The sequence below is a fragment of the Streptomyces nanhaiensis genome, assembly GCF_046614825.1.
In the GTDB taxonomy this organism is placed as follows: Bacteria; Actinomycetota; Actinomycetes; order Streptomycetales; family Streptomycetaceae; genus Streptomyces; species Streptomyces radiopugnans.
Map to the genome: position 1 here is coordinate 20,703 of NZ_JBKJFM010000019.1, position 23,999 is coordinate 44,701.

Here is a 23,999-nt window from a genome sequence, read left to right on the forward strand (position 1 = left end):
AAACGGTGCGGATGGCCGGGACCTGGAAGAGGGCCGCCGGCCCCGCCGGAAGGAGCCCGGCCGACTGGGTCGGCACGAGCCGCCCGGCCGCATACCCGTCACCGATGCTGTCTTCACCGCACCTCACCCGGCTCAGTACGGGCGCGGTGTGCTGTCCCGCCCATCTGGGTGCCGCGCCGCGGCGACCGCCCCCACCCGGCCGGGAACGCCCGGTGGCCGGGCGACGGGCGAGGGGGCGTGGCCGGCGGCATGTCCCGTATGGGCCTGGCGCATATGACAACGACGCGCAAACTGCGTCCCCAGGCCAGCCCGGTGCCATTCGGCGTTCATCTGCCCTCCCGAGTGTTCCCCTCGGCAACCGCCGAGGCCTGGAACAACTCAGGAGCGCCCATGGGTACCGGACACCACCACGATCACTCCCACCCGCATCACCACCACGGTGGAGAGGCCGCGCCCGGCCCGCTGCCCGCGGCCATGGACCAGTCCGTGCCCGACGGCGAGTTGACCCCCGAGCAGCTGTCGCGGCGCGGCATCCTGCGCCGGGCGGGTCTGCTCGGGGCCGGCATCGCCGGCGCGAACGTCCTCCCCGGGGTGGCCGCCCCCGCCGCTGCCGCTGCCTCCGGTGGGAGCAGGAGCAACGGCAAGCTGCTCTGGCTGGCCGGCGACCACCACATCCACACCCAGTACAGCTCTGACGGCATGTACCGGGTGGCCGACCAGGTGCGCAACGGCGCCCGCCACGGCCTTGACTGGATGGTCATCACCGACCACGGCAACGCCAACCACGTCCGCATCGGCGTGGAGAAGGTCAATCCCGACATCAGACGGGCCCGCGCCGAGTTCTCCGACTCCCTGGTCTTCCAAGGACTGGAGTGGAACATCCCCGGAGCCGAGCACGGCACTGTCTTCGTCCACCCCGGGGCCGGCGAGGTCTCGGTCCTCAAGCAGTTCGAGGCCGACTACGACGGCGGCGTCACCGGCACCAGCGGCAGCAGTCCGCAGAACGAGGCCCTGGCCATCGCCGGCCTGGACTTCCTGGCCCGGCAGGTACGCCACAGGAAGATCAAGGACGCGCTGATGCTCGCCAATCACCCGGCCCGGCGCGGCGTGGACTCCCCGCACGAGATACGCGGCTGGCGCGACGCCCAGCCCGCCATCGCGATCGGCATGGAGGGGGCTCCGGGCCACCAGGCCGCCGGCATCCCCGCCCCGCACGGCCCCGGCAGCGCCCGCGGCTACTACGGCGGGGCCCCCGGCGACGACTCATGGCCCGGCTACCCGGCGGAAAGCTACCGCACCTGGGGCGGGTTCGACTGGATGACCGCCACGGTCGGCGGCCTGTGGGACAGTCTGCTGGCCGAGGGCAAGCCCTGGTGGATCACTGCCAACTCCGACTCCCACGTCAACTGGGGTGATCTGTCCAGGCGCCCGGCGGACACCGACTTCAACACCAACGGCCACCACGGCGATCCGGTGTACTCCGGCGGGCCCAACCTGACCGCCGGCGACTTCTGGCCCGGCCAGTACAGCCGCACCCATGTCGGCGCCCGCGACTTCTCCTACGCGGCGGTGATGGAGGGCCTGCGCGAGGGCCGGGTGTGGGTGGACCACGGTGGTCTGATCTCCGGTCTGGACGCGCGGCTGCGCAGCGGCGGCAAGTCCGTCACCCTGGGCGGGATGCTCCAGGTCAGGCGCGGTGCCCGGGTGGAGCTGGTCGTCGACATCGCGCTGGCCAACGGCGCCAACTGGGCACAGTTCACACCCGTCCTGGCCCGAGTGGACGTCATCCGGGGCGCGGTGACCGGTCCGGCCTCCGACCCGGACGCCCTCAGCGCCCCGAACACCCGGGTGGTCGAGTCCTTCGAGGTGGGCAGGTCCACCGGCAGTGTGCGGCTGACCTGCGACCTGGGCAGGGTGAGCGGCCCGCTGTACGTGCGCCTGCGCGGCACCGACGGCAACCGCAGCCAGCCCGGCCTGGGCGGCCCGGAGGTGGACCCGCACGGCCCGGCACTGGACGTGGTGGGCGATGCCGACCCGTGGCTGGACCTGTGGTTCTACTCCAACCCCATGTGGGTGATCCCCACATGAGCGGAACCGTCCCGACCGGCGTTCCGGCCGGCACCGTGATCGGTCTGGACCCCGGCCCCGGCAGCCTGCGCGGGGCCGACCACCTGCTGCACGCCCTGGCGCGGCACCTGCCGCTGCCGGAGACCGCCTTCGCCTGCACCCACCGGGTGCCGGACGCGCCCGGCCGGGTCTCGCTGTCCCTGGCGCTGCCGGACGCGGCGGCGGCCGAGGCGGCCCTGGACCGCCTCGCCGCGGCCGGCGGCTCCCCCGGTGCACTGCCCGCGGGTGTACGCGCCGTGCTGGGAAACCGCCGGCTGCCGCTCCCGGACACCACGGACGGGTACGGAGCGGCGCCGGAGGACTGGACCGCCGCCCGCGCCGCCGCGGCGGAGGGCACCGCCCGTACCGGGGGGCGGGCGGTGGTCTTCCCCGGATCGGCCGGGCTGCCGACGGTGCTCACCGTCGGAGAACTGCTGGAGCGAAGCGCCGTCACCGCGGTCGAGGTGCTCGGCGGCACCCCGGCCGATCCGACGGCCGAGCTGGACACCCGGAGCCATCTGCGCCCGGAATGGCGGGCCGGTGTGCTGGTGCTGAAGCTGGTGCCGGCCCGCGGGGGTTACCTCCCCTTCGACCTGCCCGACCCACACCCGTGCTGCGCCGTGCACGGCTGATGCCGGACGAGTCGTTCCCGTGCGCACGGCGCCGCTTGACGTCGTGCTCCGGTGCCGTGCGCACGGAACGCCTTCCGTGGCCGTCGCTCAGTCGTTGCGGGTGTAGCCGTGGCCGAGCCGCCGCGGCACACGCCCCCGGCACCCGGATGCTCGCGCAGCCACGACTGGAGGGTGTCGGCCGTGCGGCCGGGCAGCACGTCGATGCGCTCGCCGGTCCCGGCGTCGATCACCACGGTGGCACGGCGGTGCCGCCGGCGCAGGACGAAGCGGTGATGACCGGCCGGGCGGAACACGGGCGAGAGGATCTGCCGGGTCGGACGTGCCCGGGACGATGCCCCGGCCGGGTGCGCGGCCGGCTACGCCCCAAACCGCTGGAATGAGGGCTTCACCGGCTGCGTGACGGTCACCGGCACCGGTGCCGAGACGGTCGTCCCGGGGGAGACGACCCGGTCCTTCGCCGGCAGACAGCTCACGTCACCGGGCCGGTGGAGGCGCGGGCGGCGGGCTCGAGGGCGCGGCCTGCTCTGCCCAGATGACCTTGCCCTCCGCCGTGTAGCGGGTGCCCCAGCGCCGGGTGAGCTGCGCGACGATCAGCAGACCCCGTCCGCCCTCGTCCGTGGTGCGGGCGTGACGCAGGCGGGGCGAGGTGCTGCTGCCGTCGGAGACCTCGCAGATCAGCGCGTGCTCCCGGATCAGGCGGAGGGTGATCGGCCCGGCCGCGTGGCGGATGGCGTTGGTGACCAGTTCGCTGACGATCAGCTCCGTGGTGAACAGCAGGTCGTCCATCCCCCACTCCGACAGCTGCCCGGCCACGAGGGTGCGGGCGTCCGCGACGACCGCGGGTTCTCGGGGCAGCTCCCAGGAGGCGACCTGCGTCGAGTCCAGGACCCGGGTCCGGGCGAGGAGGAGGGCGGCGTCGTCGGAGGGCGGGCCTGTCAGCAGGGTCTTGACGACGTTGTCGCCCGTCGCCTCCAGACGGGGCCGGGGGGCCGCGAGGGCATCAGTGAGCCGGGAGAGGCCGATGTCGATGTCCCGGTCGCAGCCCTCGATCAGGCCGTCGGTGTAGAGCGCGACCAGACTGCCCTCCTCCAGCTCGAACTCGACGGACTCGAACGGGAGGGCTCCCAGGCCCAGCGGCGGTCCGGCAGGCAGGTCCAGGATGGTGGCGGTGCCTTCCGGGCTGACGACCACGGGCGGGAGGTGGCCGGCCCGGGCCAGCGTGCACCGCCCGCTGACCGGGTCGTACACGGCGTACAGGCAGGTGGCGCCCATGAAGGTGGCGGCCACGCTCTCGCTCTCGGCGGCCGGCGCCTCGTCCCCGTGCTCCGGCCCCATCAGGTCGTTGACCAGGTCGTCCAGGTGGGCCAGCAGTTCGTCGGGGGGAAGGTCCAGGTTGGCGAGCGTGCGCATGGCCGTACGCAGCCGCCCCATGGTGATCGCCGCGTTGACGCCGTGACCGACCACGTCCCCGACGGCCAGACCGACCCGTGCCCCGGAGAGCGGGATCACGTCGAACCAGTCGCCGCCCACACCGCTCGGCCTGTCGGCCGGGAGGTACCACGACGCCACGTCCAGGGCCGACCCGCCGGTCAGGCCGTGCGGGAGCAGCGAGCGCTGCATGGTCTGGGCCGCTGCGCGCTCGCGTGCGTAGCGGCGGGCGTTGTCGACGCTCACCGCAGCCCGGGAGACGAGTTCCTCGGCGAGACGCAGATCGTCCTCCTCGAAGGGGCTCGGGCACCGGGACCGGACGAAGGTGGCCACGCCCAGGGTGACGCCGCGAGCCCGCACCGGCACCACCATCACCGTGCGGCCCCCGGCCTCGTCACCGGAGGGGTCCGGGGGCGGATCGCCGGCCCTCCGCGCACGGGCGGCGGTACCGGGCCCCGGTTCCACCAGGGTTCTGCCCTGGAGCATGCAGCGGGCCACCAGGGAGGCATGGGCGCAGCGGACCTCCTCCCCCACGGCCGGGCCCTCCTTCGGGCACCCCCCGTCCACCGACCTGTGCCCCGCCCGTCGCAGGGCGGCAAAACCGCCGACCGGCCCGGGAGCGGGCTCTTCGCCCCGGAGCACCGAGTCCAGCAGGTCGACGGTGACCAGGTCGGCGAGGGACGGCACGACGCCGTCGGCCAGTTCCTGGGCGGTCAGCGTCACGTCCAGCGTGCTGCCGATCCTGGCACTGGCGTCGTTCAGCAGCGCCAGGCGCTGCTTGGCCTTCCATCGATCGGTGACGTCGATGACCATGTACCAGATCCCGACGCGCCGCCCGTGGCGGTCCTCCATCCCGAAGCAGGAGACCGAGTACATCCGTCCCCGGCGCGAACCGACGGAGTCGGGGCCGCGGAGCTCGTAGTCCATCACGGGGACCCCGGTCTGCAGCACGGTCCGCATCCGGGCCTCCAGATCCTCCCCGTCCCGCTCCGGCAGTACGTCCGTCACCCGCCGTCCCAGCCGCCGCTCCAGCGGAACCAGGTCTTCGAGCACCTTGTTCACCCAGACGTACCGCAGGTCGGAGTCGAGCACGGCCATGCCGACCGGTGCCTGTCCGAGGGAGGGTTCCAGCTTCAGCTGGTTCACTCCGCCTCCCGGCAGCCGCCAGAAGGCGCGCTGCGGAGGCCGGCCGACCCACCGGCCGAAGACCAGAGCGGCGGCGGTGGAGACCAGCACGCCCGGAATCATCTCGTAGACGCCGGACTCCAGCGGTCCGAGCAGCGGGGTGATCCTGTCCCACAGGAGGACGACGCCCGCGCCCGTCACGATGCCGGCCATGGCACCGGCCCAGGTCATGCGCGGCCAGTACAGCGAGAGGAGGACGACCGGCCCGAAGGCGGCTCCGAAACCGGCCCAGGCATAGGCGACGATGCCCAGCACGCCGCCGCCTTGGAGGGCGATCGCGTAGGCGACCAGTGTCACCGCCACCACGGCGCAGCGGCCGATCCACACCAGCGCCCTGTCCGGGGCCCGGCGGCTGAGGAAGGCGTGGTAGAAGTCCTCGGTCAGGGCGACGGAGGACACCAGCAGCTGGCTGTCCGCGGTGGACATGATCGCGGCCAGTACGGCGATCAGCATGACGCCCGCGACCCATGGGTTGAACAGGACGTCGGCCAGGACGACGAACACGGCCTCGGGGTTGGTGAGCGGCTCGTCGAGCCGGGCGATCCCCACCAGGCCCGTGAGGGAGGCGCCCGCGAGGACGACGAGTACCCAGCCCGTGCCGATGCGCCGGGCCGCCGGGATGGCGCGGATGCTGCGGATGCCCATGAACCGGGCGAGGATGTGCGGCTGGCCGAAGTAGCCGAGACCCCAGGAGAGGAGCGAGACGATCGCGACGGCTCCCAGTGGCCCGCCCGCGGACCACTGGCCGTCCGCGAAGCCGGCCCGGGCGCCCGGGTCCAGCAGGGACGGCGCCGTGTCGTCGAGCTTGTCGCCCAGCGCTCCGAGTCCACCCAGCGTGACGATGCCGGTCACCGGCAGCACGACCAGGGCGAAGAACATCAGCGTGCCCTGGAGCACATGTGTCAGGCTCACGGCGAGGAAGCCGCCCAGACACGAGTAGACGGCGATCGCCAGGGCGGTCAGGGTCACCCCGGGGCCGAAGCCGATGCCGAGAGCCTGCTCGAAGAGCAGTCCGCCGGCGACCAGGCCGCCGGCGACGTATACGGTGAAGAACACGACGGTGACGGCGGCCGTGACGATGCGGAGCATTCTGGTGCGGTCCTCGAACCGCTCCTCCAGATAGGCCGACAGGCTCACGGCGTTGTCCGCGCGCTCGGTGTAGGCGCGCAGCCGTGGCGCGACGAACAGCCAGTTGAGATAGGTGCCGACCACCAGTCCGACGGCGATCCAGGTGGCGCCCACCCCGGCCGCGTAGACGGCGCCGGGAAGAGCGAGGAACAGCCAGCCGGACATGTCGCTGGCCCCGGCGGAGAGGGAGGCGACCGGCGCGCTGAGCCTGCGGCTGCCCAGCGCGAAATCCGCGAAGGTGCGGGTACGGGCGTAAGCCCATACGCCCACACCGATCATGACGACCACGTAGACCGCGAAGACGGTCACGACCGGTGCGCTCAGACCGAACATGTCCTCACCCGTGAGGCCTGGTGGACTCGGGTCCATCCGCGTCGGCGGCGTCAAGGCCCGCGGACACACCGAGGAACTATGTGCAGGTTATCCCACTTGCAATGTTTCATCGATTTTGCGGGTGATCGAGGACACTCGGGCACGAGGGCGAGAGGCGGAGGAGAGGTGGAGGGAAGGGATCGCGGCGGGCAGGGCGCCACACCGGTCAGCGGGGTGACGCGCGGCCGCGGAGCGGGCCCCGGTCCTGAGGGGCCGCCGCGGCCTGCCGGCCCCTGAGCGGATGTCGGTGCCGGGGCGGACGCCGTCCCGCGTGATGGCCGAAACCGGTTTGTCTTTCGGCCCCGCCGCTGTGCCGAGTGGACGTGCCCGGAGCGAAGCCGGACGGCGCGGGAACAGGGAGGCTCCCGGGAAAGGCCGGGGAGACGGGCTGTCGGCGCGGTCTCCCGGCGCGGCACGGACCGCCGTGGCGACTCATGGGCGTCCGTCACCGGATCAGCACGTCGTCCACGGGGCGGCGGGGCGACGGGCGGACGCCGCCGCGCGGGTAACCGGCGCGGAACAGGAGCTGAGGATGGCCGGAACGGTCCGGCAGGGCCCGCGCCAGGCGGGCGCGGAGCGGCTCACCGGCCTGGCAGGGCTGGTTGGCGTAGGCGGCGAGGACGCCGTCCGCAGCCAGGACGAGCAGCGCGCGTTGCCAGGCCTGCCCGGTGGCCAGCCAGTCCGGTCGTTCGTCGGTCCGTGAGGCGATCACGGCGACCAACGGGGCCGCGCGCAGCAGGGCGGCATCGCGGGCGGCCACACGGGCGCCGAGGTTGAGGGACCGCACCACGGTACGGACGACCGGCGCCGCCGGAGTGGGCACGGTCAGCCCGTCACCCCGCGCGGGCGGGCGCATCCAGAACGCGAGCTCGCGGCGCCATGCCCGATCGGCGAACTGACGGCGGTCGCCCTCGCCCACGAGGACCGCGACGTGCTCCCGCATCCCGTCGGGAACGAGGGCCAGCCGGGCGCCTTCCCGTTCCACCGCCTGCCGCATCCGGTGCCGCGTCGCCTCGGGGACCGGCCGGTCGGCGAACGGCTTGCGGTAGGTGTGCCGCCGGGCGATGGCGGTGTACAGCAGTTCGTCGTCGCCGGCGCCGCCGTCCTCAGGACCCGCGGCGCGGGCTTCGGACAGGATCACGCGGGCGCAGAGCGCGTCGTCGGCCGGGTCCGGCAGCAGGTCGACGGCGGCGGCGAGACCGTGGTGACGCGCCGCGACCCGGAAGTTGAGCAGCGCGGCGCCGCAGCTGATGAACAGTTCGCGCTCGTCCGGATCGTTGACGCGCAGGGCCCGGGACCGGTCCGCACGCAGCTCGACGGCGCCGTCGGCGGCGCGACGGAAGATCCACGGCTGCGTGTTGTGCGAGGACGGCGCGCGGACCGCCTGTTCGACAAGCGTCCGGACCAGGTCGGCCCGCGGCGTTGCCCCTGTCATGGCACCTCCCGAGTCGTCGGCCCGGCGTCACGCCTGCGCGCCGGCACGGGCGCGCGGAGCGCGGAACCGCCGGCACCGCGTGGTTCAGGTGGGCTGGCCCCCGGAACACCGTATCCACCGGCTGGGCGGGCAGGCGCTCACGGGCGCGGACCGCCAGCCGGGTTCCGCTGTCGTGAGCGAGGGCTGAGGCGGGAACTTCCGGACGCAGCCGGCACGCCCGGGGGGAGCGGCTGGTGCTCCGCGTCGAGAGGCTCCGGGTCCCGGGCCCGTGCCCGCTCATGAGTTCAGTCTCGCGGCTCTGTTCCGCCCCCGCCACCGGAATGCCCGGGCGGCTCCGGAGCCGAGCGGGGCGTTCGGTCCGCGCAGCCCGGGCAGGTGGTCATGGTGTGGCACCGGGGTGGCGGAGGCGTCGGCCTCCGGTCGGCGCGGCAGGTGGTCAGCGGTTCGGTTCGGCGGCGCTGATGTCGGCGAGCGCGGAGTCCCGGTCCTGCCCGACGGCGATGTCACCGATGCTGCCCCCCCACCACCAGCACGTCCTGGTGCACCACCGGCAGCCGGCGCAGCGCGTGCTCGCGCATCAGACGCACGGCCTCCCCCACCTCGTCGTCCGGCGCGACGCGGTCTGTCCCGGATCCACCGGGTCACGGATCACCGCCCCGCCGCGGGACGTGCTCTCCGCTCAGGGCGTGCAGGCCGCACCTGCGGAGACCACGGTCCACACGGTGCTGTCGCTTGTCACCGGCGACGGCGCCGGAGAGCACTGGTCCGTCCAGGTCGGCCGCGAGCCGGAACCGTTCCGCTTCTGGAGCGTCCCCGGGCAGCGGCACACCTGCGGACTCCTGAGCCCCCGCCCCGGCGCACCACCGCATCGGAGTGCGTCGAGCGACAGGCGTCCCGCTCCCCAGTCCTGCCTGGAATGCTGGGCCGCGCGGGCGCCGTAGCGGGCCGCCTCCTCCAGCCGGGCCCCGGTACGAGACGCGCTGCGGCCTGCTCCCCCGCGACACGGTGGGTGCCTCCGCCGGCGTACGCGGAACCCCCTGGGAGACCCGGGAGCCGCGCCCCGAGACCGCACGGCGCGTCGGCGGGGAGGCACCGGAGGATCGTGTGGCGCGGTGCGCCGGGCACCGCGGGGTGCACGGGCCGGGAAGCACCGCCGACGCCGCTCCAGGGTGGGGTGTGACCGGCTAACCCTCGCGTACACGGGGTTTCCTCTCACCCGCCGCCTTCCCGCCCGGCAGCGAAAGGACACGATCGCCTTCCCCCGCTCTCACTCACACCCGCCAACCCGCGGGGCGATTGGTCCGCCTGCCGCACTGCGGTGGCCCGCCCCGCCTCGCAGTGGTGAGCTGAACGAGCCCCGATCAGCCCCGTGGCCCACCCCTGGATGCCCGACTCTTACCTTGGAGGACCTCGATGCTCCAGTGCGCCCTGCGCCCGGGGATCACTCCCACAGCGGTGGGCCAACGGTGGGAGGGGAGCATGTTTCCCGGTCGAGGAGGTACTTCTTGGGCACCGCGCTCCGGCGACCGGACGCCCGCCCCCTTCAGGAGTTGACGACGTGGCCCTGTCCTACCCCACCCGGCCCGGCGACATCGATCATCTGATCGCCGACGAACACGCGATCGTGGAGAGGCAGTTCCAGCACCTGGAGGCCGGTCGCGGCGACCGCCGCACCCTCGTCGACCAGATCGGCTTCGAGCTCTCGCTGCACGCCTTCGCCGAGGAGGTCGTGCTCTACCCGCTCTGGCCCGAGGCGGGCATGGAGGACGCCAACCACGACGCACGCGACGAGCACCACGGCATGAAGGAACTGCTGGTGACCCTCGACGGCGGCGAACCGGGCGAGGCCGAGTTCGAGCGGGCCCTGACCGAACTCATCGCCCTGGTGCGCCACCACGTCTCCGACGAGGAGGGCGAGGAACTCCCGTCCTTCCGCGCCAAGGTGGGCCCGGAGCGGATGGCCGATCTGGGCCGGCAGTTCATCGCCGCCAAGCGGCAGGCACCGCCCGCCCCGCACCCGCACGCGCCCGACGGCGGCGGCGCCGCCGAGAAGGCCGCCGGCAAGCTCGCCAAGCCCGTCGACGAGGGCAGGGCCTCGGCCACGGGCAAGAAGAAGCGGCTGGCCACCGACGCGTCCGGGCTGCTCGACCCCCAGGCGCAGGCCGTCGTCGACGCCCACTCGGCCCTGGAGCCCCTGCCCTTCGAGACCCTCGCCCCGGACCAGGCCCGCAAGCAGCCCGGCCCCGACGCCGCCGTGCGGAAGGTGATGGAGGAGCGGGGGATCGACGGGCCCGAGCCGGTGGGGTCCGTGGAGGACCTGACGATCCCCGACGCGGCCGGCGGCGAGCAGACCCTGCGCGTCTACACCCCCGCCGCCCCCGCCTCCGGTCCGCTGCCCGTCATCATGTGGATCCACGGCGGCGGCTGGGTGCTGTTCGACATCGACACCTACGACGCCTCCTGCCGCGGGCTGGCGAACAAGACCGGTGCGATCGTGGTGTCACCCGGCTACCGGCGCGCGCCGGAGGCGGTCTTCCCCGCCGCGCACGACGACGTCCTGGCCGCCTACCGCTGGACCGTCGCCAACGCCTCCCGCATCGGCGGCGACCCGGAGCGCATCGGCATCGGCGGGGAGTCCGTCGGCGGGAACATGGCGCCCGCGACGATCCTGCAGCTCGCCGCCGCCGGGGAGCCGCTCCCCGCGGCACAGGTCTGCGTCTACCCCCTGACGACCGCCGAGCAGTACGGGGAGTCGATGGAGGACGCCGCGGACGGCAGGCCCCTCAACCGCGCGCTGCTGAGCTGGATGGCGGCGCACGCCTTCGACGGCAGGCCCGACGCCGCCAGGGACCCGAGAGTGGATCTGCTCGGGCTGCCGGCCGACCGGCTGGCGGTCATGCCCCCGACCCTGGTGATCACCGCCGAGCGCGACGTCCTGCGCAGCCAGGGCGAGGAGTTCACACGCCGCCTGCAGGACGCCGGAGTGGCCACGGCCCTTACCCGCTACGACGGCGTCATGCACGAGTTCTTCGGCGCCTCGGCCGTTCTGGACAAGGCCGAACAGGCCCAGAGGCAGGCCGCCGGCCACTTCGCCCGAGCGTTCTCCGACGACAGGTGACACACGCCCCGTAGGCCGGTACTTCGCCAACACCTCGATGTCTTCCTCCCGCCCGGACCGCTCGGAGCCGTCGGCCGCACGAACGCCGGGCCGCTCTTCCCCCGCCTGACGGCCCGCACCCCCGCCCCCGCCACCGGCCCGTCCCGGGAACGGAGTTGGTACGTGGCGGGGCAGGACCCGTCCGGCGGTGCGCGAGGGACGGCTGTGCGGAACTCGGTGCCGCCCGGGGTGTTCTTCGCGGTGGCCGCTTCCGCGAGGGTGCCGTTCACCGTCGTCGATCCGGCGGGACGCGGCATCACCGCAGACGCGGTTTGCGACTCGCTGGGTGCTGCAGGCGGGGAGATCGCAGCTGGACGGCTCCACGCCAGCTGACAAGCTGACCAGCCGCGGTGAACTGGAGGGCCGGCTCGTTGAGCCGTGGCCTGGGCTGGCAGGCGTATGGGCACGGCCGTGTCGATACGGCGACCTTCGAGGGTGGGTCGGCGGAGGTCGTCGAGGCCGTCGGTGCCGTCCCAGTGGCGGAGCTTCTCCGGCTCGTAGCCGCTGCGGGACTCCCGCGTGGTCTTGGGCCGGATGAGGGCCTCGGCCGGTTCCAGCCCCTCCCCCACCCCGCCGGTGCCCTCCGCGGACATCTTCGGCGGCGGGGCGGGCAGACAGTTGTGGAACGCCTTCCGCTGGCGGGCCGCCTGCGGGACCACCGCGGGACCCGCCCGGGCGCCGTCAGGCAACCGGCCCCTCGTCCGACATCCCGATCACGCCCCGAGGAGAGACGTGGCATTCGCCCGGACCACCGCCGACTGGTGGCGCGACGCCGTCATCTACGAGGTGTACATCCGCAGCTTCGCCGACGGCGACGGCGACGGCGTCGGTGACATCGCCGGAGTGCGGCAGCGCCTTCCGTACCTCGCCGCACTCGGCGTCGACGCGCTGTGGCTGACCCCCTGGTACCCCTCCCCCATGGCCGACGGCGGCTACGACGTCGCGGACTACCGGGACGTCGACCCGGTCTTCGGCACGCTGGAGGACGCGCGGGCACTGGTGGAGGAGGCGCACGGGCACGGGCTGCGCGTCCTCATCGACATCGTGCCGAACCACACCTCGTCCGCGCACGCGTGGTTCCGCGAGGCGCTGTCCGGCGGGCCCGGTTCCCTCGCCAGGAAGCGTTACATCTTCCGGCCGGGACGCGGCCCCGGGGGCGAACTGCCGCCCAACGACTGGAGAAGCGTCTTCGGCGGCCCCGCCTGGACGCGGATCACCGAGCCCGACGGCTCGCCGGGCCCGTGGTACCTGCACCTGTTCGCCCCCGAGCAGCCGGACCTGAACTGGGACGACGCCGAGGTGCGGGCCGAGTTCGAGTCGATCCTGCGCTTCTGGTTCGACCGCGGCGTCGACGGGGTGCGCATCGACGTGGCGCACGGTCTGGTGAAGGCGCCCGGTCTGCCCGACATCGGCTCCCTCGACGGCAAGCTCCTCGAAGGAGCGGGCGACTTGGACCATCCGCACTGGGACCGCGAGGAGGTGCACGAGATCTTCCAGGGCTGGCGGACCGTCGCCGACGCGTACGACGATCCCCGCGCGTTCGTCGCGGAGGCGTGGGCGGGCTTTCCCGAGCGGCTGGCCCGCTACGTCCGCCCCGACGAACTGCACACCGCGTTCAACTTCGACTACCTGATGGCGCCCTGGCGCGCCGGCCACCTGCGCCGCGTCGTCGACGAGTCGCTCACCGCGCTCGGCGCGGTCGGCGCACCGGCCACCTGGGTGCTGTCCAACCACGACGTCGCCCGGCACGTGTCCCGCTACGCCAGGCCGCAGCCGGACGGTCCGGTGCGCTCCCTGGCGGACCTGCGGGGGCCCGCGGACCTGCGGCTCGGCACCCGCCGGGCCAGGGCCGCCGCCCTGCTCACCCTCGCCCTGCCCGGTGGCGCGTACCTGTACCAGGGAGAGGAACTGGGCCTGTGGGAGGTCGAGGACCTCCCCGGGGAACTGCTCCAGGACCCCACCTGGCAGCGCTCCGGGCACACCGACCGGGGGCGTGACGGCTGCCGTGTCCCGCTGCCCTGGAGCGGGGACGGCCCGCCGTTCGGATTCAGCCCCGACGGCGCCAGGACGCCGCCCTGGCTCCCGCAGCCCGACGCGTGGAAGCCGCTGACGGCCCAGGCCCAGGACCGCGATCCGTCGTCGATGCTGAACCTGTACCGGTCGGCGCTGGCCCTGCGCCGCGGCCACCCGGCGCTCGGGGACGGCACGCTCACCTGGGACAGCGCTCCGGACGACCCGGTGCTGTCGTTCGTCCGCACCCCCGGGTTCCGGTGCGTGGCGAACCTCTCCGGCGCCCCGGTGGCGCTGCCCGCCCACAGCGAGGTGCTCCTGGCCAGCGAGGAGTTGGAGGGGGGCCGCCTGCCCGGCGACACGGCGGTGTGGCTGGCCCTGTGACCCCGGACGGACCGCCCGCCGGGCCCGGCTCCTTCACGGGCGGCCCGCCGCGCGGGGGCGGCCGGCCCCGTCTGCCCGTCTACCGGGGTCGGCCGATCGGTCGTTCCGGCGGTCGGACGTCCGGATCGGCCGCCGTGGTCCCGGCCGCACGGCACGTACCCGGGATCCGGGAGCGAGGCGCGGCTCAGGCGTCACCCATGACCAGGCCTTCGATGGTGTGCTTCTGTGTCACCGGGGTCAGTTCCTCCACCACCGGGCAGTCGAGGTGCCGGCGCACCCGGTCGGGCAGCGTGTCCCGGTATCCGCGGGTGATCGCCATGTCGTGCCGCTCACCGTTGGCCGCCTCGGGTCCGTCCACACCGAGGACGAGGACGGGGCGGGCCCTGGCGGACTCGTTGGCCGTGCCCCGGTGGATCGTCAGAGCGGTCCGGGCGGAGATGTCGCCGCGCTGCGGATACCTGCGCACCGCGCGCTCCTGGTAGCGGCCGTAGCGTGACCTGGGAGGGAACATGCCGTGCTCGAAGTCGGGGCCGTCGTCCCACTGGGTGCCCGGCGCGATCTCGAAGGGTCCCATGTCCGGTGCGGTGTCGACGGTGGTCACGTTGAAGGCGAGGGAGGTGAGGCGGCGCTCGCGCCGGGTCTCCTCGGGTATGGGGAAGTCCCGGTGCCAGGGCTGGTGCACGGCGCCCGCCAACGGGACGTCGAAACCCAGTTCCACGATGCGGTAGTCGGGCCCGAGGACCGCGGTGCACACGGACCGCACCCAGGGGTGGTCGACGAGTTCGACGAAACCGTCGATCTGTTCGGGGTGGATCTCGACGTAGTAGCGGTTCGGCCCGCGCCCGACCGCGCCGCCGGGGCGGGCCAGAGCCTCCTCGAAAGCGGCTTCGACGTCCTCGTTCAGCCGGTCCACCCACGGTACGGGGAAGGCCCCCCTGCGGGCGGTGATGCCGTCCTCGTACAGGGCGGACACGTCGGCCGCGACGTCGACGTCCAGCTCGCTCGTGCTGATTCCGGGGAACACGTGCGCCCCCATGGTGCGCCTCCTCGCCGTTGGTGGTGCGTCTTATGCTGCATCGACTGTTACAACGTTGCAATAGAAGCGCGGAAGATCCCCGGTGCCGCACGGGAGTTCCCGCCGACGGCGGCGGCTTCCCAGGCGCGGTGCCGGGACATCGGCCGAGTTCGGGACGACCCCGATCACCGGCCCACCCGCAACCGCACCGGCAGCTTCGTTCCCGGACGTCTCCGGTGAAGACGCCGCTGCTGTCTCCGAACCGTAGGGGCGGACGGTCCGCCGGCGACACCGCCACGACGGTCACCGCCTACGGCAGCACGGGCCGCCCCCGCACACCGGGTACGCACCGGCTCCTGCCGGTCGCCTCCGGCGCGGGCTCCGCCGAACGGCGTTCCCCGGCGTAGTGGGCGAGCAGACCGCGCATGCTCCACCGGTCGCCGTCCGGGCCGGTGTTGCGCGGCAGGCCCGCCCGCGCCGGCGCACGCGGCAGCCGCCGGACCGCCGCCTCGGTGGGGATGCCGTCTCAGACGACCGGTCACAGCAGCCGGGTGGAAGGCCGTGCTCTGGCCGTTCCGCTGGTCATCACCCGGGATGACCAGCGGAAACCGGCTGCGGCCGCCGGGTGGGCGTCAGGCCGCACCGGCCGGACGGCCGGTGCGCTTCAGCGCCCGGCGGCCGAGGAGCACGGCACCCAGCCCCAGCGGGACGGCCACGATGGCACCGAGGAGTCCGTTGCCGGTTCCGGGGCCGCCGCCGGCGGTGGCCGCATGCAGCACCGCGAGGGCCGCGCCGACCGCCCCTGCGGTGATGGCCGCCACCGCGGCGATGCCCGCGTTGTCGGCGCCGATCCGGCCACCGGCGCGGGTCAGGGCCAGCCGGCCGGCGGCCAGGCCGAGCAGCCCGATCCCGAGGGCGAGGTTGGCGCCGGTCCGCCCGTCGCCGATGATCCCGCCCTCGGCGGCCGCCGTCAGCACTGCCGGAACACCCATGTCGCCCTCCGTCCCTGTCCTTCTTCTCCGCCGCCCACCACGAGGTCCGGCGTGCGGCGTGCGAGGTTCGATGTGGCTTGAGCATGCGCGCCGGCTCCCCGGCCGGTCGTCCAGCGGGTGCGGGCACTTTCCGCTGCCGCCGCCGCGGGATGCGGATACCGCGGGCGCGGCAGGTGGCCCGGTGGTACCGCGCACGCGGTAGCCGGCCGCTCGTCCGCGAGGCGGATTCGCCCACCACCGCGTCCGGCTACGGTGCCCCCATGGACGAAGGACGGTTGGCCGTCCCGGCCGCGGTCGCCGACGGGGCGATCGCCGTGGGCGTGGCGGCGCTGCTGGTGGGCACCGGGCTGTCCGGGCCGCACCCGGCCGGGGACCGCGAGCTGTTCGGGTCCGTGCTGCTGGCGGCCGGCGGGCTGGCGCTGGCCGCGCGCCGCCGGGCGCCGCTCACGGTCCTGGCCGTCACCGGGCTGTGCGCGGTGGGCTACCTGGGGGCCGGGTTCGAGGTGCTCGCCGTCTCGTATCTGGTCGCGGTCTACGGCGCGGTACGCGCCGGGCACCGTGCCGCCGCGCTGGCCGCCTCCGTGGGCCTGCTGGCCATGCTCCCCCTCACGGCCCGGGTCTTCCACGGCGGTCCCGTGCGCGAGGTGGTGGCGCAGGCCCGGAACACCCTTGAGATCGCCTGGCTGATCGCCGCCCTCGCCGCCGGGGAGGCGGTGCGGCAGGCCGAGCGGCGGGCGCAGAAGGCCGAGCGCACCCGTGAGGAGACCGCGCGGCGCCGGGCCGACGAGGAGCGGTTGCGTATCGCGCGGGAGCTGCACGACTCGCTCACCCACCAGATCTCGGTCATCAAGGTGCAGTCCGAGGTCGCCGTCCATGTGGCCCGGCGCCGCGGCGAGCGGGTGCCAGAGGCCTTGCTGGTGATCCGGGAGGCCGGCCGCGAGGCGAGCCGGGAGTTGCGCTCGGCCCTTGAAGCGCTCCGCGACGACGACGCCGGGCCGCACGGACTCGACCACGTTCCCGGCCTGGTGCAGCGCTTCCGGGCGACCGGCCTGGAGGCGACGCTGAAGGTCGGAGTCGGAGGACAGCCGCGCCCGGTACCGGCGGCGGTGGGCCGTACCGTCTACCGGATCGTTCAGGAGTCGCTCACCAACGTCGCCCGGCACGCCGCGGCGACCACCGTCTCGGTACTCCTCGACTACCGTCCGGGCATCCTCGCCGTCCGTGTCGACGACGACGGAGAAGCCGCGTCGCCCTCCGCGCCGACGCCCGGCCTCGGGCTGCTCGGCATGCGCGAACGCGTCACGGCCCTGGGCGGCGAACTGCACACCGGGCAGCGCGGCGCGGGCGGTTTCACCGTCCGGGCGGAACTCCCCACGAACGGGGCCTCGTGATCCGGGTCCTGCTGGCCGACGACCAGCCCCTCGTCCGCAGCGGCTTCCGCGCACTGCTCGACCTCGAGGACGGCATCGAGGTGGTGGCCGAGGCCGCCGACGGCCGAAAGGCCCTGGCGCTCGCCAGGGAGCGACTGCCCGACGTAGCGCTCATGGACATCCGGATGCCCGTCATGGACGGCGTCGAAGCGACGCGGCGCATCGCCGCGGACCCGGCCCTGGCCGGCGTGCACGTCGTCATGCTGACCAACTACGGCATGGACGAGTACGTCTTCGACGCGCTGCGCGCCGGCGCCGCCGGCTTCCTCGTCAAGGACATCCTGCCGGAGGACTTCCTGCACGCCGCGCGCGTCGCCGCCCGCGGTGACGCGCTGCTCGCACCCGCCGTCACCCGCAAGCTCATCGCCCGGTACGTCGCCCAGCCGCCGCCCGCCCGCACCGGGAGGGGGCTGGAGGAGCTCACCGGCCGCGAACGCGAGGCCGTCGCCCTGGCCGCGCAGGGTCTGTCCAACACCGAGATCGCAGACCGCATGGTCATCAGCCCGCTGACCGCCAAGACCCACATCAACCGGGCCATGGCCAAGCTCCACGCCCGCGACCGCGACCGCGACCGCGCCCAGCTCGTGGTCCTCGCCTACGCGGACGGCCTGGTGACTCCGCACGCCTTCTGAGTCCGCTCGCCGTGGACCTGCTCGTGGTGACGGGAACGGAGCGGCTCACCGGGTCCGGCTGCTCGGCGCATGGCGCCGGCAGCGTTCCAGGCTGCTCTTCCCGGGGGAGTCCGGTGGCGGCCCGCGGTCGGACACGCCGGACACCGGACACCGCACACGTGCCCCGTCCACCGCCCGGCGGGCACCTTCGGTGTTGGCGTGCGCCTCGGCTCAGGTGGTCCGCTGTCCGCGGGAGCCGTTTTCCCCGCGAGCATCCGGCCACCACGCCGGGAAGGCACCACCGATCGTCGTGGGCGGGGATCGGGGGCGGCTGCCCGGTCACGTCACCCGCAGCCGGCGGAGCAGGCCTCCGTAGTCCTCGTCGTCGGCGCCGATGAAGAGCGGGAAGGAACCGTCGACCAGCGCGACGCCTTCGACCTTGAGGCCCGAGCTGCGCGCGAGTTGCCGAGGCGGCTCGGCAGGATGCAGCCCGGCACCGGCCGGTCCGCCCGGGCGGACCGTCGCCGCTCGGTACACGGCGCTGTCAAAGGGGCCGAGGTCGCCGGAGTCGTATGCGGACGAGATGTAGAGGTTGCCTTCCCCGTCGACATCGAGGCCCGAGGCGGGGCGTGCTTCCGGCGGCGCGGGCGCCGTGAACGAAACCGACGCCCACGTGTTGCCGAACGTGATCCTGCCGCTCTCCTCGATCGTCAGGCGGGTCATGTTGATGTTGGTGGTGTCACTTCCCTGAGCCCGCTCGGCGTACAGGAAGTAGTCCTTCCCGTGAACCGTTGCGACTGCCGTCGCCTCGACGTTCACGAGCGATTCGGGCGTCCTGGGCCACGGCACAGCGCCCGCGATCTCGATGTCGAGGTCCTTGTCCCATCTGGCGAGGTAGATGGTGGGGGCGGGGTCGTCGCCGTCGTCGTTGCTCTCGACCAGCAGGGCCTCGTCGCGGTTGGGTACACGGGCGATGCTCTCGAGGTCGTTCGGCACGTCGGGGAACGCGACGTCGAGTTCTTGGACGGCGATCCCGCCGGCATCGACAGGGGTCCGCACGATCGAAAGGCGCGGCAGGCCGCGTTCGGCGTCGTCGTCCTTCGCGTCATGGCAGGCCAGGAAGACCTGCCGGGGCTCTCCGTCGCTTCCCGCGGCGGTGGCCGCGAGCCAGGCGATGCCGCTGAACTCCCGTGGTGCCCCGGTCCCGTCCCGGCCGGTCGCCCGGGCTCCGGGGTCGACACCGCCTGTGGTGAGTGCCAGAGCGCTCAACGCGGCGGCGGCCGGCAGCAGACGACACGTCACAAACCGATGTGGCATCTTCCTTCCTCCCTTCACGGAGCGGGCACGGCCGCCGGGGCCGCTGCGCACAAACCTAGAACCAGAGATCCGGGAGCCCGGCTCAGGCGCCGCCGGGGTGCCGGGGAGTTCGGGATTCCTCCCTCCGATCGGAGGACAAGCACAGAGGTACGGGAGACTGTGCGCCCATGCCCGGTGCGCCGGCGTCCGCTGCGGCCACCGCCGCCCGCGCGGCACGCGCCGCCCCCTACCCGAGCGCGAGCATCGCCTCGGCGACCTCGCCGACCGCCGCCTCCGGGATCGCGGTGGCGGCCGTCTTGAGGACCAGCAGCCGCGCCCCGGGAACCTCGCGTGCGATCGCCTCACCGTTTCCGACGGGGAAGAACCGGTCGTGGCGGCCGTGGACGACGAGCGTGGGAACCCTGATCCCGGGCAGGCGCTCGCGCCAGCGCGGTCCGCAGTCGAGCCTGGAGAACACCATGCCCATCTGGTTGGCCATCTGGACCGGGGGTGCGGTGCCGGGCGTGCGGTCCCAGACGCGCGCGGCGGTCGCACGCGCGGCGGCGGGGTCGTCGCCGAGGATCTCCGCGCTGCCGGCGGCGAACTCCGCCACCGCCTCGCGGTCGGCCCAGTCGGGCATCGGACGGGCGAACAGCCTGCCCATCGTCGCCCGGTCGTGGTCGGGGAGGTCGTCGTCGACCGGGCCGGGCGCGACGGCGCGGGTGCCGACCAGGGTGAGCGCCGAGAACGCGCCCGGATGGTCGAGCGCGGCCACCTGGGCGACCATTCCGCCGACGCCGATCCCCGCCAGGTGCGCGGGCCCGCCGCCGAGCACGCCGGCGAGGGCCGCCGCGTCGGCGGCGAGATCGCGCAGGGTGTAGGAGGGCGCCTGCGGGTCCGCCGTCGTCGACTCCCCGCTGTCGCGCAGGTCGTAGCGCACCGCACGGCGTCCGCCGGCGGCGAGGCGCTCGCAGAGCGCGTCGGGCCAGGAGAGCATCGTGGTCCCGCCCGCGAGCAGGACGAGTGGGGCGTCGTCGTCGCCGAACGACTCGATGCCCAGGCTGGTTCCGTGAACGTCGACGGTGGTCATCGGATCACCGCAGGACGTCGTAGGCCAGGTGCGTCACGGTCGATGTCGCGGTCACGCCGCACTGTACCAGCGTGCGTGGCGCTCCGCCGGTGAACAACGGCGTCCCGGCCCCCGGCACGACGGGCGCGAGGTGCAGCGTCAGCGCGTCGACCAGCCCGGCGGCGAACGCCGAGCCGATCGTGGCGCCGCCGCCCATGAGGACGACGTCGAGGTCCTTGCCGCTGTCCGAGGACGCCGCCTCGGCGCGCTCGCGCGCGGCGGTGACGGCGTCGGGCAGGCCGCTGGTGACGAACGTCCAGTCCAGACCGGTGAGCCGCACCGACTTCGGCGGTGAGCTCGTCACGACGACGAACGCGGGCCTGCCGACCTCGCCGGCGCCGTAACCGGAGGTGCCGTCCCAGCCGTTCGGCCCGTCGACGGCGTCGAAGAGACGGCGGCCGAGGACGACGGCGCCCGAGCGGGCGGTGGCCTCGCGCAGGATCCGGCGGTCGCCCGGGTCCTCGGAGAACGCCCAGGTGTGCAGGGCCTCGCCGCCGGTGCCCAGGCCGTTGTCCGGGCCGGGGTCGGGCCCGGTGACGAAGCCGTCGAGAGAGATCGAGATGTCGGCGATGATTCGGGTCATGCCCGGGCAGACCCTGCCCGCTGCCCGAACTCATCGCTCGTGCGCGAACCGTGTGCGGACGCTCCAAGACCACCGTGGCCTCCCGCCCACGGCCACGGGCGGGGGCCCGGCCCGGTGGTTCGTGCGCCCGCGCGGGAAACAGTGCGGGCGACCACGGCCCGGCGCCCGCCGTGCGACCGGCCGGGCACGGCGGTCGCACGGCGGCCGGGCACGGCGGGCGACAGGGCGGATTCACGTCATCGGACCCTCGGTTTTCGGGCTCTCTTGGGCCGGAAGTGTCGACTTGCTCATGCAAGTCGCTTTACCGGGATAAGGTCTTTCTTGACTGGTCTTTGACCAACACTTGGCCTGGTCCGGAAGTACGCGCTACTCGGAGAGGGGCGCATGTTGCGAGGTGTGGAGCCATGGGACGCGGTCGCGTTCACCATCGCCGCCCTGCTTTCCCCTTACCTCCTCCTTACCCCTTCGAGCCGTTCGCTTCCGCACATACCGTCGGTCATGCCGAGGCCAATGCCTCGCAGCCGGAGATCGCGGTGAGCGGAAAGGCCTCACGCGACGAGAACGCGAATCCTCGTTTCCGCGAAAGTTCCGGAGCACCGGCCGAGCCGCCCCACCCCCGCGGCCGGCACCGCCTCTCCACCCCCGCACCCCCGGTGCTCGAACACGCGCTCCCCACCCGGAGCCCGGTGGCCGGCCACGAGCCGGCCGTGCCCGACGCCTCGCGCTCCCGCCTCTCCATACCACCGACGGCCCTTCAGGCCTTCCGCCGCTGACACAGGCGAGAGGCAATCCCGCACCCCTACCGTGCGTGCCCGACGCGCCCCCACGACGCGCCAGGAGGATCCACCATGCAAACCTTCATCGACCATGCCCGCATGTTCGGGCGGCGTCCGAAGGAATTCGCCGCACACGCCGAAGGCCAGACCCCGCAGGTGCTCTTCATCACCTGCGCCGACTCCCGGGTCGTACCGGCCCTGATCACGGGCGCCCGCCCCGGGGAGCTCTTCGAGCTGCGCACCGCGGGCAACATCGTGCCGCCCCACACGTTCGAGCGTCCCACCGGCGAGGCGGCCACCATCGAGTACGCCGTGGAGGTGCTCGGCGTGAAGGACGTCGTCGTCTGCGGTCACTCGCACTGCGGCGCGGTGGGCGCCCTGGTCCGCGGCGACGACCTGGACGCCGTGCCGGCCGTGCGCGACTGGCTCCACCACGCCACTCCCCGTCCCAAGGGAGAGCCCCAGGACCCGACCGTCTCCGAGGCAGTGCAGAACCACGTCCTGACCCAGCTGCTGCGCCTGCGGTCCTACCCGTGCGTGGCCGCGAGGCTCGACAGCGACGAGCTGAGCCTGCACGCCTGGTACTACGAGGTGCACACCGGCGCGGTCCTGGCCCACCGCCCGCAGACCGACACCTTCGAGGCACTGTGAGGACGGACACGGGCGCGGCGGACGGGACGCGCGCCACACCCCGGTTCCCCCACCTCAAGCATGACTTCGCCGCCTCCCTGGTGGTCTTCCTGGTGGCACTCCCGCTGTGCGTCGGCGTGGCGGTCGCATCGGGCGTCCCTGCCGAACTCGGCCTGGTCACCGGGATCGTCGGCGGCATCGTCACCGGTCTCATGCCGGGCAGCAGCCTTCAGGTGTCCGGCCCCGCCGCGGGTCTGACCGTGCTGGTCCTGGGAGCCGTCGGCCAGTTCGGGCTGCCCGCGCTCGGCGTGATCGTGCTGGCGACCGGACTGCTCCAGCTGGGCATGGGCGTACTCAACCTCGGCCGCTGGTTCCGGGCGATCTCCCTGTCCGTGGTCGAGGGCATGCTCGCCGGCATCGGCCTGGTCATCATCGCCGGCCAGCTGTACGCGGCCGCGGGCACCACCGCCCCGGAGAGCGGCATCGGCAAGATCCTGGGCGCACCGGAGGCACTGGCCGACGCCCTCGGCAGCGCCGCGACGCTCACCTCGCTCGCGGTCGGTGCGGGCACCGTCGCCGTCGTCGTGCTGTGGCAGCGGATGCCCAGGAGGGTGCGGGCCGTGCCCGGCGCGCTCGCGGCGGTACTGCTGGCCACCGCCGCCTCGGCGGTCTTCTCCCTGCCGGTCGCCACGGTGGAGGTCCAGGGCCTGCTCGGCGTGATCCAGCCGCCCGGAATGGACGCCTTCGCCGAGCTGGCCAGTCCGGCGTTCATCGGCACCGTCCTCGCCTTCGCCCTGATCGCCTCGGCGGAGAGCCTGTTCAGCGCGGCGGCCGTGGACCGGCTGCACGACGGCCCGCAGACCCGGTACGACAAGGAACTGATCGCCCAGGGCGCGGGCAACACCGTGTGCGGTGTGCTGGGCGCACTGCCGATGACCGCGGTGATCGTGCGCAGCTCGGCCAACGTCCGGGCGGGTGCGAGGACCAAGGCCTCACGGGTGCTCCACGGCGTATGGCTGCTGGTGTTCGCGGCACTGCTGCCCTCGGCACTGGCGCTGATCCCGATCCCCGCCCTCGCCGGCATCCTGGTGCACGCGGGCTGGAAACTGATCCCGTTCCGGCAGGTCGCCGCCCTGTGGCGGGGGAACCGGGGCGAGGCCCTGATCCTCGTGGTCACGGCCGTCTCGATCGTCGCCGTGAACATGTTCGAGGGGGTGCTGATCGGTCTGGTGCTGTCGGTCGTCAAGACAGCCTGGGACGCCTCGCACGTGAAGCTGGAGGTCGTCGACAAGGGCGCCGGTCCCATCCAGGCGCACCTGTCGGGCAACGCGACCTTCCTGCGGCTGCCGAAGATCCTCGACAGTCTGGAGGCCCTGCCCCAGGACCGCCCGATCGAGCTGGACCTGTCCGGACTGCACCATCTGGACCATGCCTGCCGCTCGGCTCTGGAGAACTGGGCCGAGCGGCACACCGCGGCCGGCGTCGATCCGGTGCGCCTCCTGGTGGCCTGACCACCGGGGGCCGGACCGGACGGCAGGTCGCCTCGTTGCGGCGAGCCGGCGGCGGCAGACGGGAGCGCGGGCGGCGCCGGCGAAGGCCGGAAACGGTCGGCCGTGTCTTCGCGGCGGCGCTGCGGCGGCAGCCGGTCGGCCGGACGAAAGGGGCCCGCTCCTCCTCTCACAGGGGCGGGCCCCGCCCTG

Annotated in this window: 16 protein-coding genes and 1 pseudogene; 8 read left to right on the plus strand and 9 right to left on the minus strand. The window is 73.7% G+C overall.

The window, feature by feature from the left end:
- The first annotated feature begins 390 nt into the window (after positions 1 to 390).
- Positions 391 to 2,088 (plus strand): PHP domain-containing protein, encoded by a 1,698-nt coding sequence (locus ACLIYP_RS07770; RefSeq protein WP_412712402.1) that lies wholly within the window; start codon positions 391 to 393, stop codon positions 2,086 to 2,088.
- Positions 2,085 to 2,738, plus strand: coding sequence for a hypothetical protein (locus ACLIYP_RS07775; protein ID WP_412712403.1), 654 nt, complete (start codon positions 2,085 to 2,087; stop codon positions 2,736 to 2,738). Before ACLIYP_RS07770 ends, ACLIYP_RS07775 begins: the two co-directional genes overlap by 4 nt.
- A 77-nt stretch (positions 2,739 to 2,815) precedes the next feature.
- Here the strand turns inward: ACLIYP_RS07775 and ACLIYP_RS07780 are convergent.
- From ACLIYP_RS07780 to ACLIYP_RS07795, 4 genes and pseudogenes are all read right to left on the minus strand, one after another.
- Positions 2,816 to 3,007, minus strand: a pseudogene (locus ACLIYP_RS07780) (ISL3 family transposase); the annotation flags it as partial.
- A 205-nt stretch (positions 3,008 to 3,212) separates the two neighbouring features.
- Positions 3,213 to 6,812 carry a sodium/proline symporter PutP gene (gene putP / locus ACLIYP_RS07785; protein ID WP_412712404.1) on the minus strand — a complete coding sequence of 1,200 codons (3,600 nt, stop codon included), beginning with the start codon at positions 6,810 to 6,812 and terminating at the stop codon, positions 3,213 to 3,215.
- Between the two features lie 484 nt (positions 6,813 to 7,296).
- Positions 7,297 to 8,286 (minus strand): Acg family FMN-binding oxidoreductase, encoded by a 990-nt coding sequence (locus ACLIYP_RS07790; RefSeq protein ID WP_412712405.1) that lies wholly within the window; start codon positions 8,284 to 8,286, stop codon positions 7,297 to 7,299.
- Positions 8,287 to 8,789: 503 nt separating this feature from the next.
- Positions 8,790 to 8,864, minus strand: a complete 75-nt coding sequence (locus ACLIYP_RS07795) for a hypothetical protein (protein WP_412712426.1) — start codon at positions 8,862 to 8,864, stop codon at positions 8,790 to 8,792.
- A gap of 980 nt (positions 8,865 to 9,844) precedes the next feature.
- Between ACLIYP_RS07795 and ACLIYP_RS07800 the strand changes: the two genes are divergently transcribed.
- Both ACLIYP_RS07800 and ACLIYP_RS07805 read left to right on the plus strand, forming a co-directional pair.
- On the plus strand, positions 9,845 to 11,404 hold the full coding sequence (locus ACLIYP_RS07800; protein ID WP_412712406.1) for an alpha/beta hydrolase fold domain-containing protein: 1,560 nt from the start codon (positions 9,845 to 9,847) through the stop codon (positions 11,402 to 11,404).
- Positions 11,405 to 12,175: 771 nt separating this feature from the next.
- On the plus strand, positions 12,176 to 13,837 hold the full coding sequence (locus tag ACLIYP_RS07805) for a glycoside hydrolase family 13 protein (RefSeq protein WP_412712407.1): 1,662 nt from the start codon (positions 12,176 to 12,178) through the stop codon (positions 13,835 to 13,837).
- Between the two features lie 184 nt (positions 13,838 to 14,021).
- Here ACLIYP_RS07805 and ACLIYP_RS07810 read toward each other — a convergent pair whose 3' ends face one another.
- Both ACLIYP_RS07810 and ACLIYP_RS07815 read right to left on the minus strand, forming a co-directional pair.
- Complete coding sequence (locus tag ACLIYP_RS07810; RefSeq protein WP_412712408.1) at positions 14,022 to 14,873, minus strand: phytanoyl-CoA dioxygenase family protein; 852 nt, start codon at positions 14,871 to 14,873, stop codon at positions 14,022 to 14,024.
- Between the two features lie 611 nt (positions 14,874 to 15,484).
- A complete protein-coding gene (locus ACLIYP_RS07815; protein ID WP_412712409.1) occupies positions 15,485 to 15,844 on the minus strand; it encodes a DUF6223 family protein in 360 nt (119 codons plus the stop codon).
- A 260-nt stretch (positions 15,845 to 16,104) separates the two neighbouring features.
- On the opposite strand from ACLIYP_RS07815, the gene ACLIYP_RS07820 reads away from it, so the two are divergent.
- Positions 16,105 to 17,235, plus strand: coding sequence for a sensor histidine kinase (locus tag ACLIYP_RS07820; protein WP_412712410.1), 1,131 nt, complete (start codon positions 16,105 to 16,107; stop codon positions 17,233 to 17,235).
- Positions 17,232 to 17,906, plus strand: a complete 675-nt coding sequence (locus ACLIYP_RS07825) for a response regulator (protein WP_412712411.1) — start codon at positions 17,232 to 17,234, stop codon at positions 17,904 to 17,906. Before ACLIYP_RS07820 ends, ACLIYP_RS07825 begins: the two co-directional genes overlap by 4 nt.
- Before the next feature lie 318 nt (positions 17,907 to 18,224).
- Here ACLIYP_RS07825 and ACLIYP_RS07830 read toward each other — a convergent pair whose 3' ends face one another.
- The 3 genes from ACLIYP_RS07830 to ACLIYP_RS07840 form a co-directional block, all read right to left on the minus strand.
- Entirely contained in the window at positions 18,225 to 19,202 is a 978-nt protein-coding gene (locus ACLIYP_RS07830) for a hypothetical protein (RefSeq protein WP_412712412.1), read from the minus strand.
- A 226-nt stretch (positions 19,203 to 19,428) separates the two neighbouring features.
- Positions 19,429 to 20,271: an alpha/beta fold hydrolase gene (locus ACLIYP_RS07835; RefSeq protein ID WP_412712413.1), complete on the minus strand. Its 843-nt coding sequence runs from the start codon at positions 20,269 to 20,271 to the stop codon at positions 19,429 to 19,431.
- Between the two features lie 4 nt (positions 20,272 to 20,275).
- Positions 20,276 to 20,893 (minus strand): dihydrofolate reductase family protein, encoded by a 618-nt coding sequence (locus ACLIYP_RS07840; RefSeq protein ID WP_412712414.1) that lies wholly within the window; start codon positions 20,891 to 20,893, stop codon positions 20,276 to 20,278.
- Between the two features lie 848 nt (positions 20,894 to 21,741).
- On the opposite strand from ACLIYP_RS07840, the gene ACLIYP_RS07845 reads away from it, so the two are divergent.
- Together ACLIYP_RS07845 and ACLIYP_RS07850 are read left to right on the plus strand one after the other, a co-directional pair.
- Positions 21,742 to 22,320, plus strand: a complete 579-nt coding sequence (locus ACLIYP_RS07845) for a carbonic anhydrase (RefSeq protein ID WP_412712415.1) — start codon at positions 21,742 to 21,744, stop codon at positions 22,318 to 22,320.
- Positions 22,317 to 23,810 (plus strand): SulP family inorganic anion transporter, encoded by a 1,494-nt coding sequence (locus tag ACLIYP_RS07850; RefSeq protein ID WP_412712416.1) that lies wholly within the window; start codon positions 22,317 to 22,319, stop codon positions 23,808 to 23,810. The genes ACLIYP_RS07845 and ACLIYP_RS07850 overlap by 4 nt, the downstream gene beginning before the upstream one ends.
- Positions 23,811 to 23,999 lie beyond the last annotated feature (189 nt).

Bases quoted from the DNA above. Each gene is read 5' to 3' on its own strand.
- ACLIYP_RS07770 (WP_412712402.1), top strand. From the start codon at position 391: ATGGGTACCGGACACCACCACGATCACTCCCACCCGCATCACCACCAC.
- ACLIYP_RS07775 (WP_412712403.1), top strand. From the start codon at position 2,085: ATGAGCGGAACCGTCCCGACCGGCGTTCCGGCCGGCACCGTGATCGGT.
- putP (WP_412712404.1), bottom strand. From the start codon at position 6,812: ATGTTCGGTCTGAGCGCACCGGTCGTGACCGTCTTCGCGGTCTACGTG.
- ACLIYP_RS07790 (WP_412712405.1), bottom strand. From the start codon at position 8,286: ATGACAGGGGCAACGCCGCGGGCCGACCTGGTCCGGACGCTTGTCGAA.
- ACLIYP_RS07810 (WP_412712408.1), bottom strand. From the start codon at position 14,873: ATGGGGGCGCACGTGTTCCCCGGAATCAGCACGAGCGAGCTGGACGTC.
- ACLIYP_RS07815 (WP_412712409.1), bottom strand. From the start codon at position 15,844: ATGGGTGTTCCGGCAGTGCTGACGGCGGCCGCCGAGGGCGGGATCATC.
- ACLIYP_RS07820 (WP_412712410.1), top strand. From the start codon at position 16,105: ATGGACGAAGGACGGTTGGCCGTCCCGGCCGCGGTCGCCGACGGGGCG.
- ACLIYP_RS07830 (WP_412712412.1), bottom strand. From the start codon at position 19,202: ATGCCACATCGGTTTGTGACGTGTCGTCTGCTGCCGGCCGCCGCCGCG.
- ACLIYP_RS07835 (WP_412712413.1), bottom strand. From the start codon at position 20,271: ATGACCACCGTCGACGTTCACGGAACCAGCCTGGGCATCGAGTCGTTC.
- ACLIYP_RS07840 (WP_412712414.1), bottom strand. From the start codon at position 20,893: ATGACCCGAATCATCGCCGACATCTCGATCTCTCTCGACGGCTTCGTC.
- ACLIYP_RS07845 (WP_412712415.1), top strand. From the start codon at position 21,742: ATGCAAACCTTCATCGACCATGCCCGCATGTTCGGGCGGCGTCCGAAG.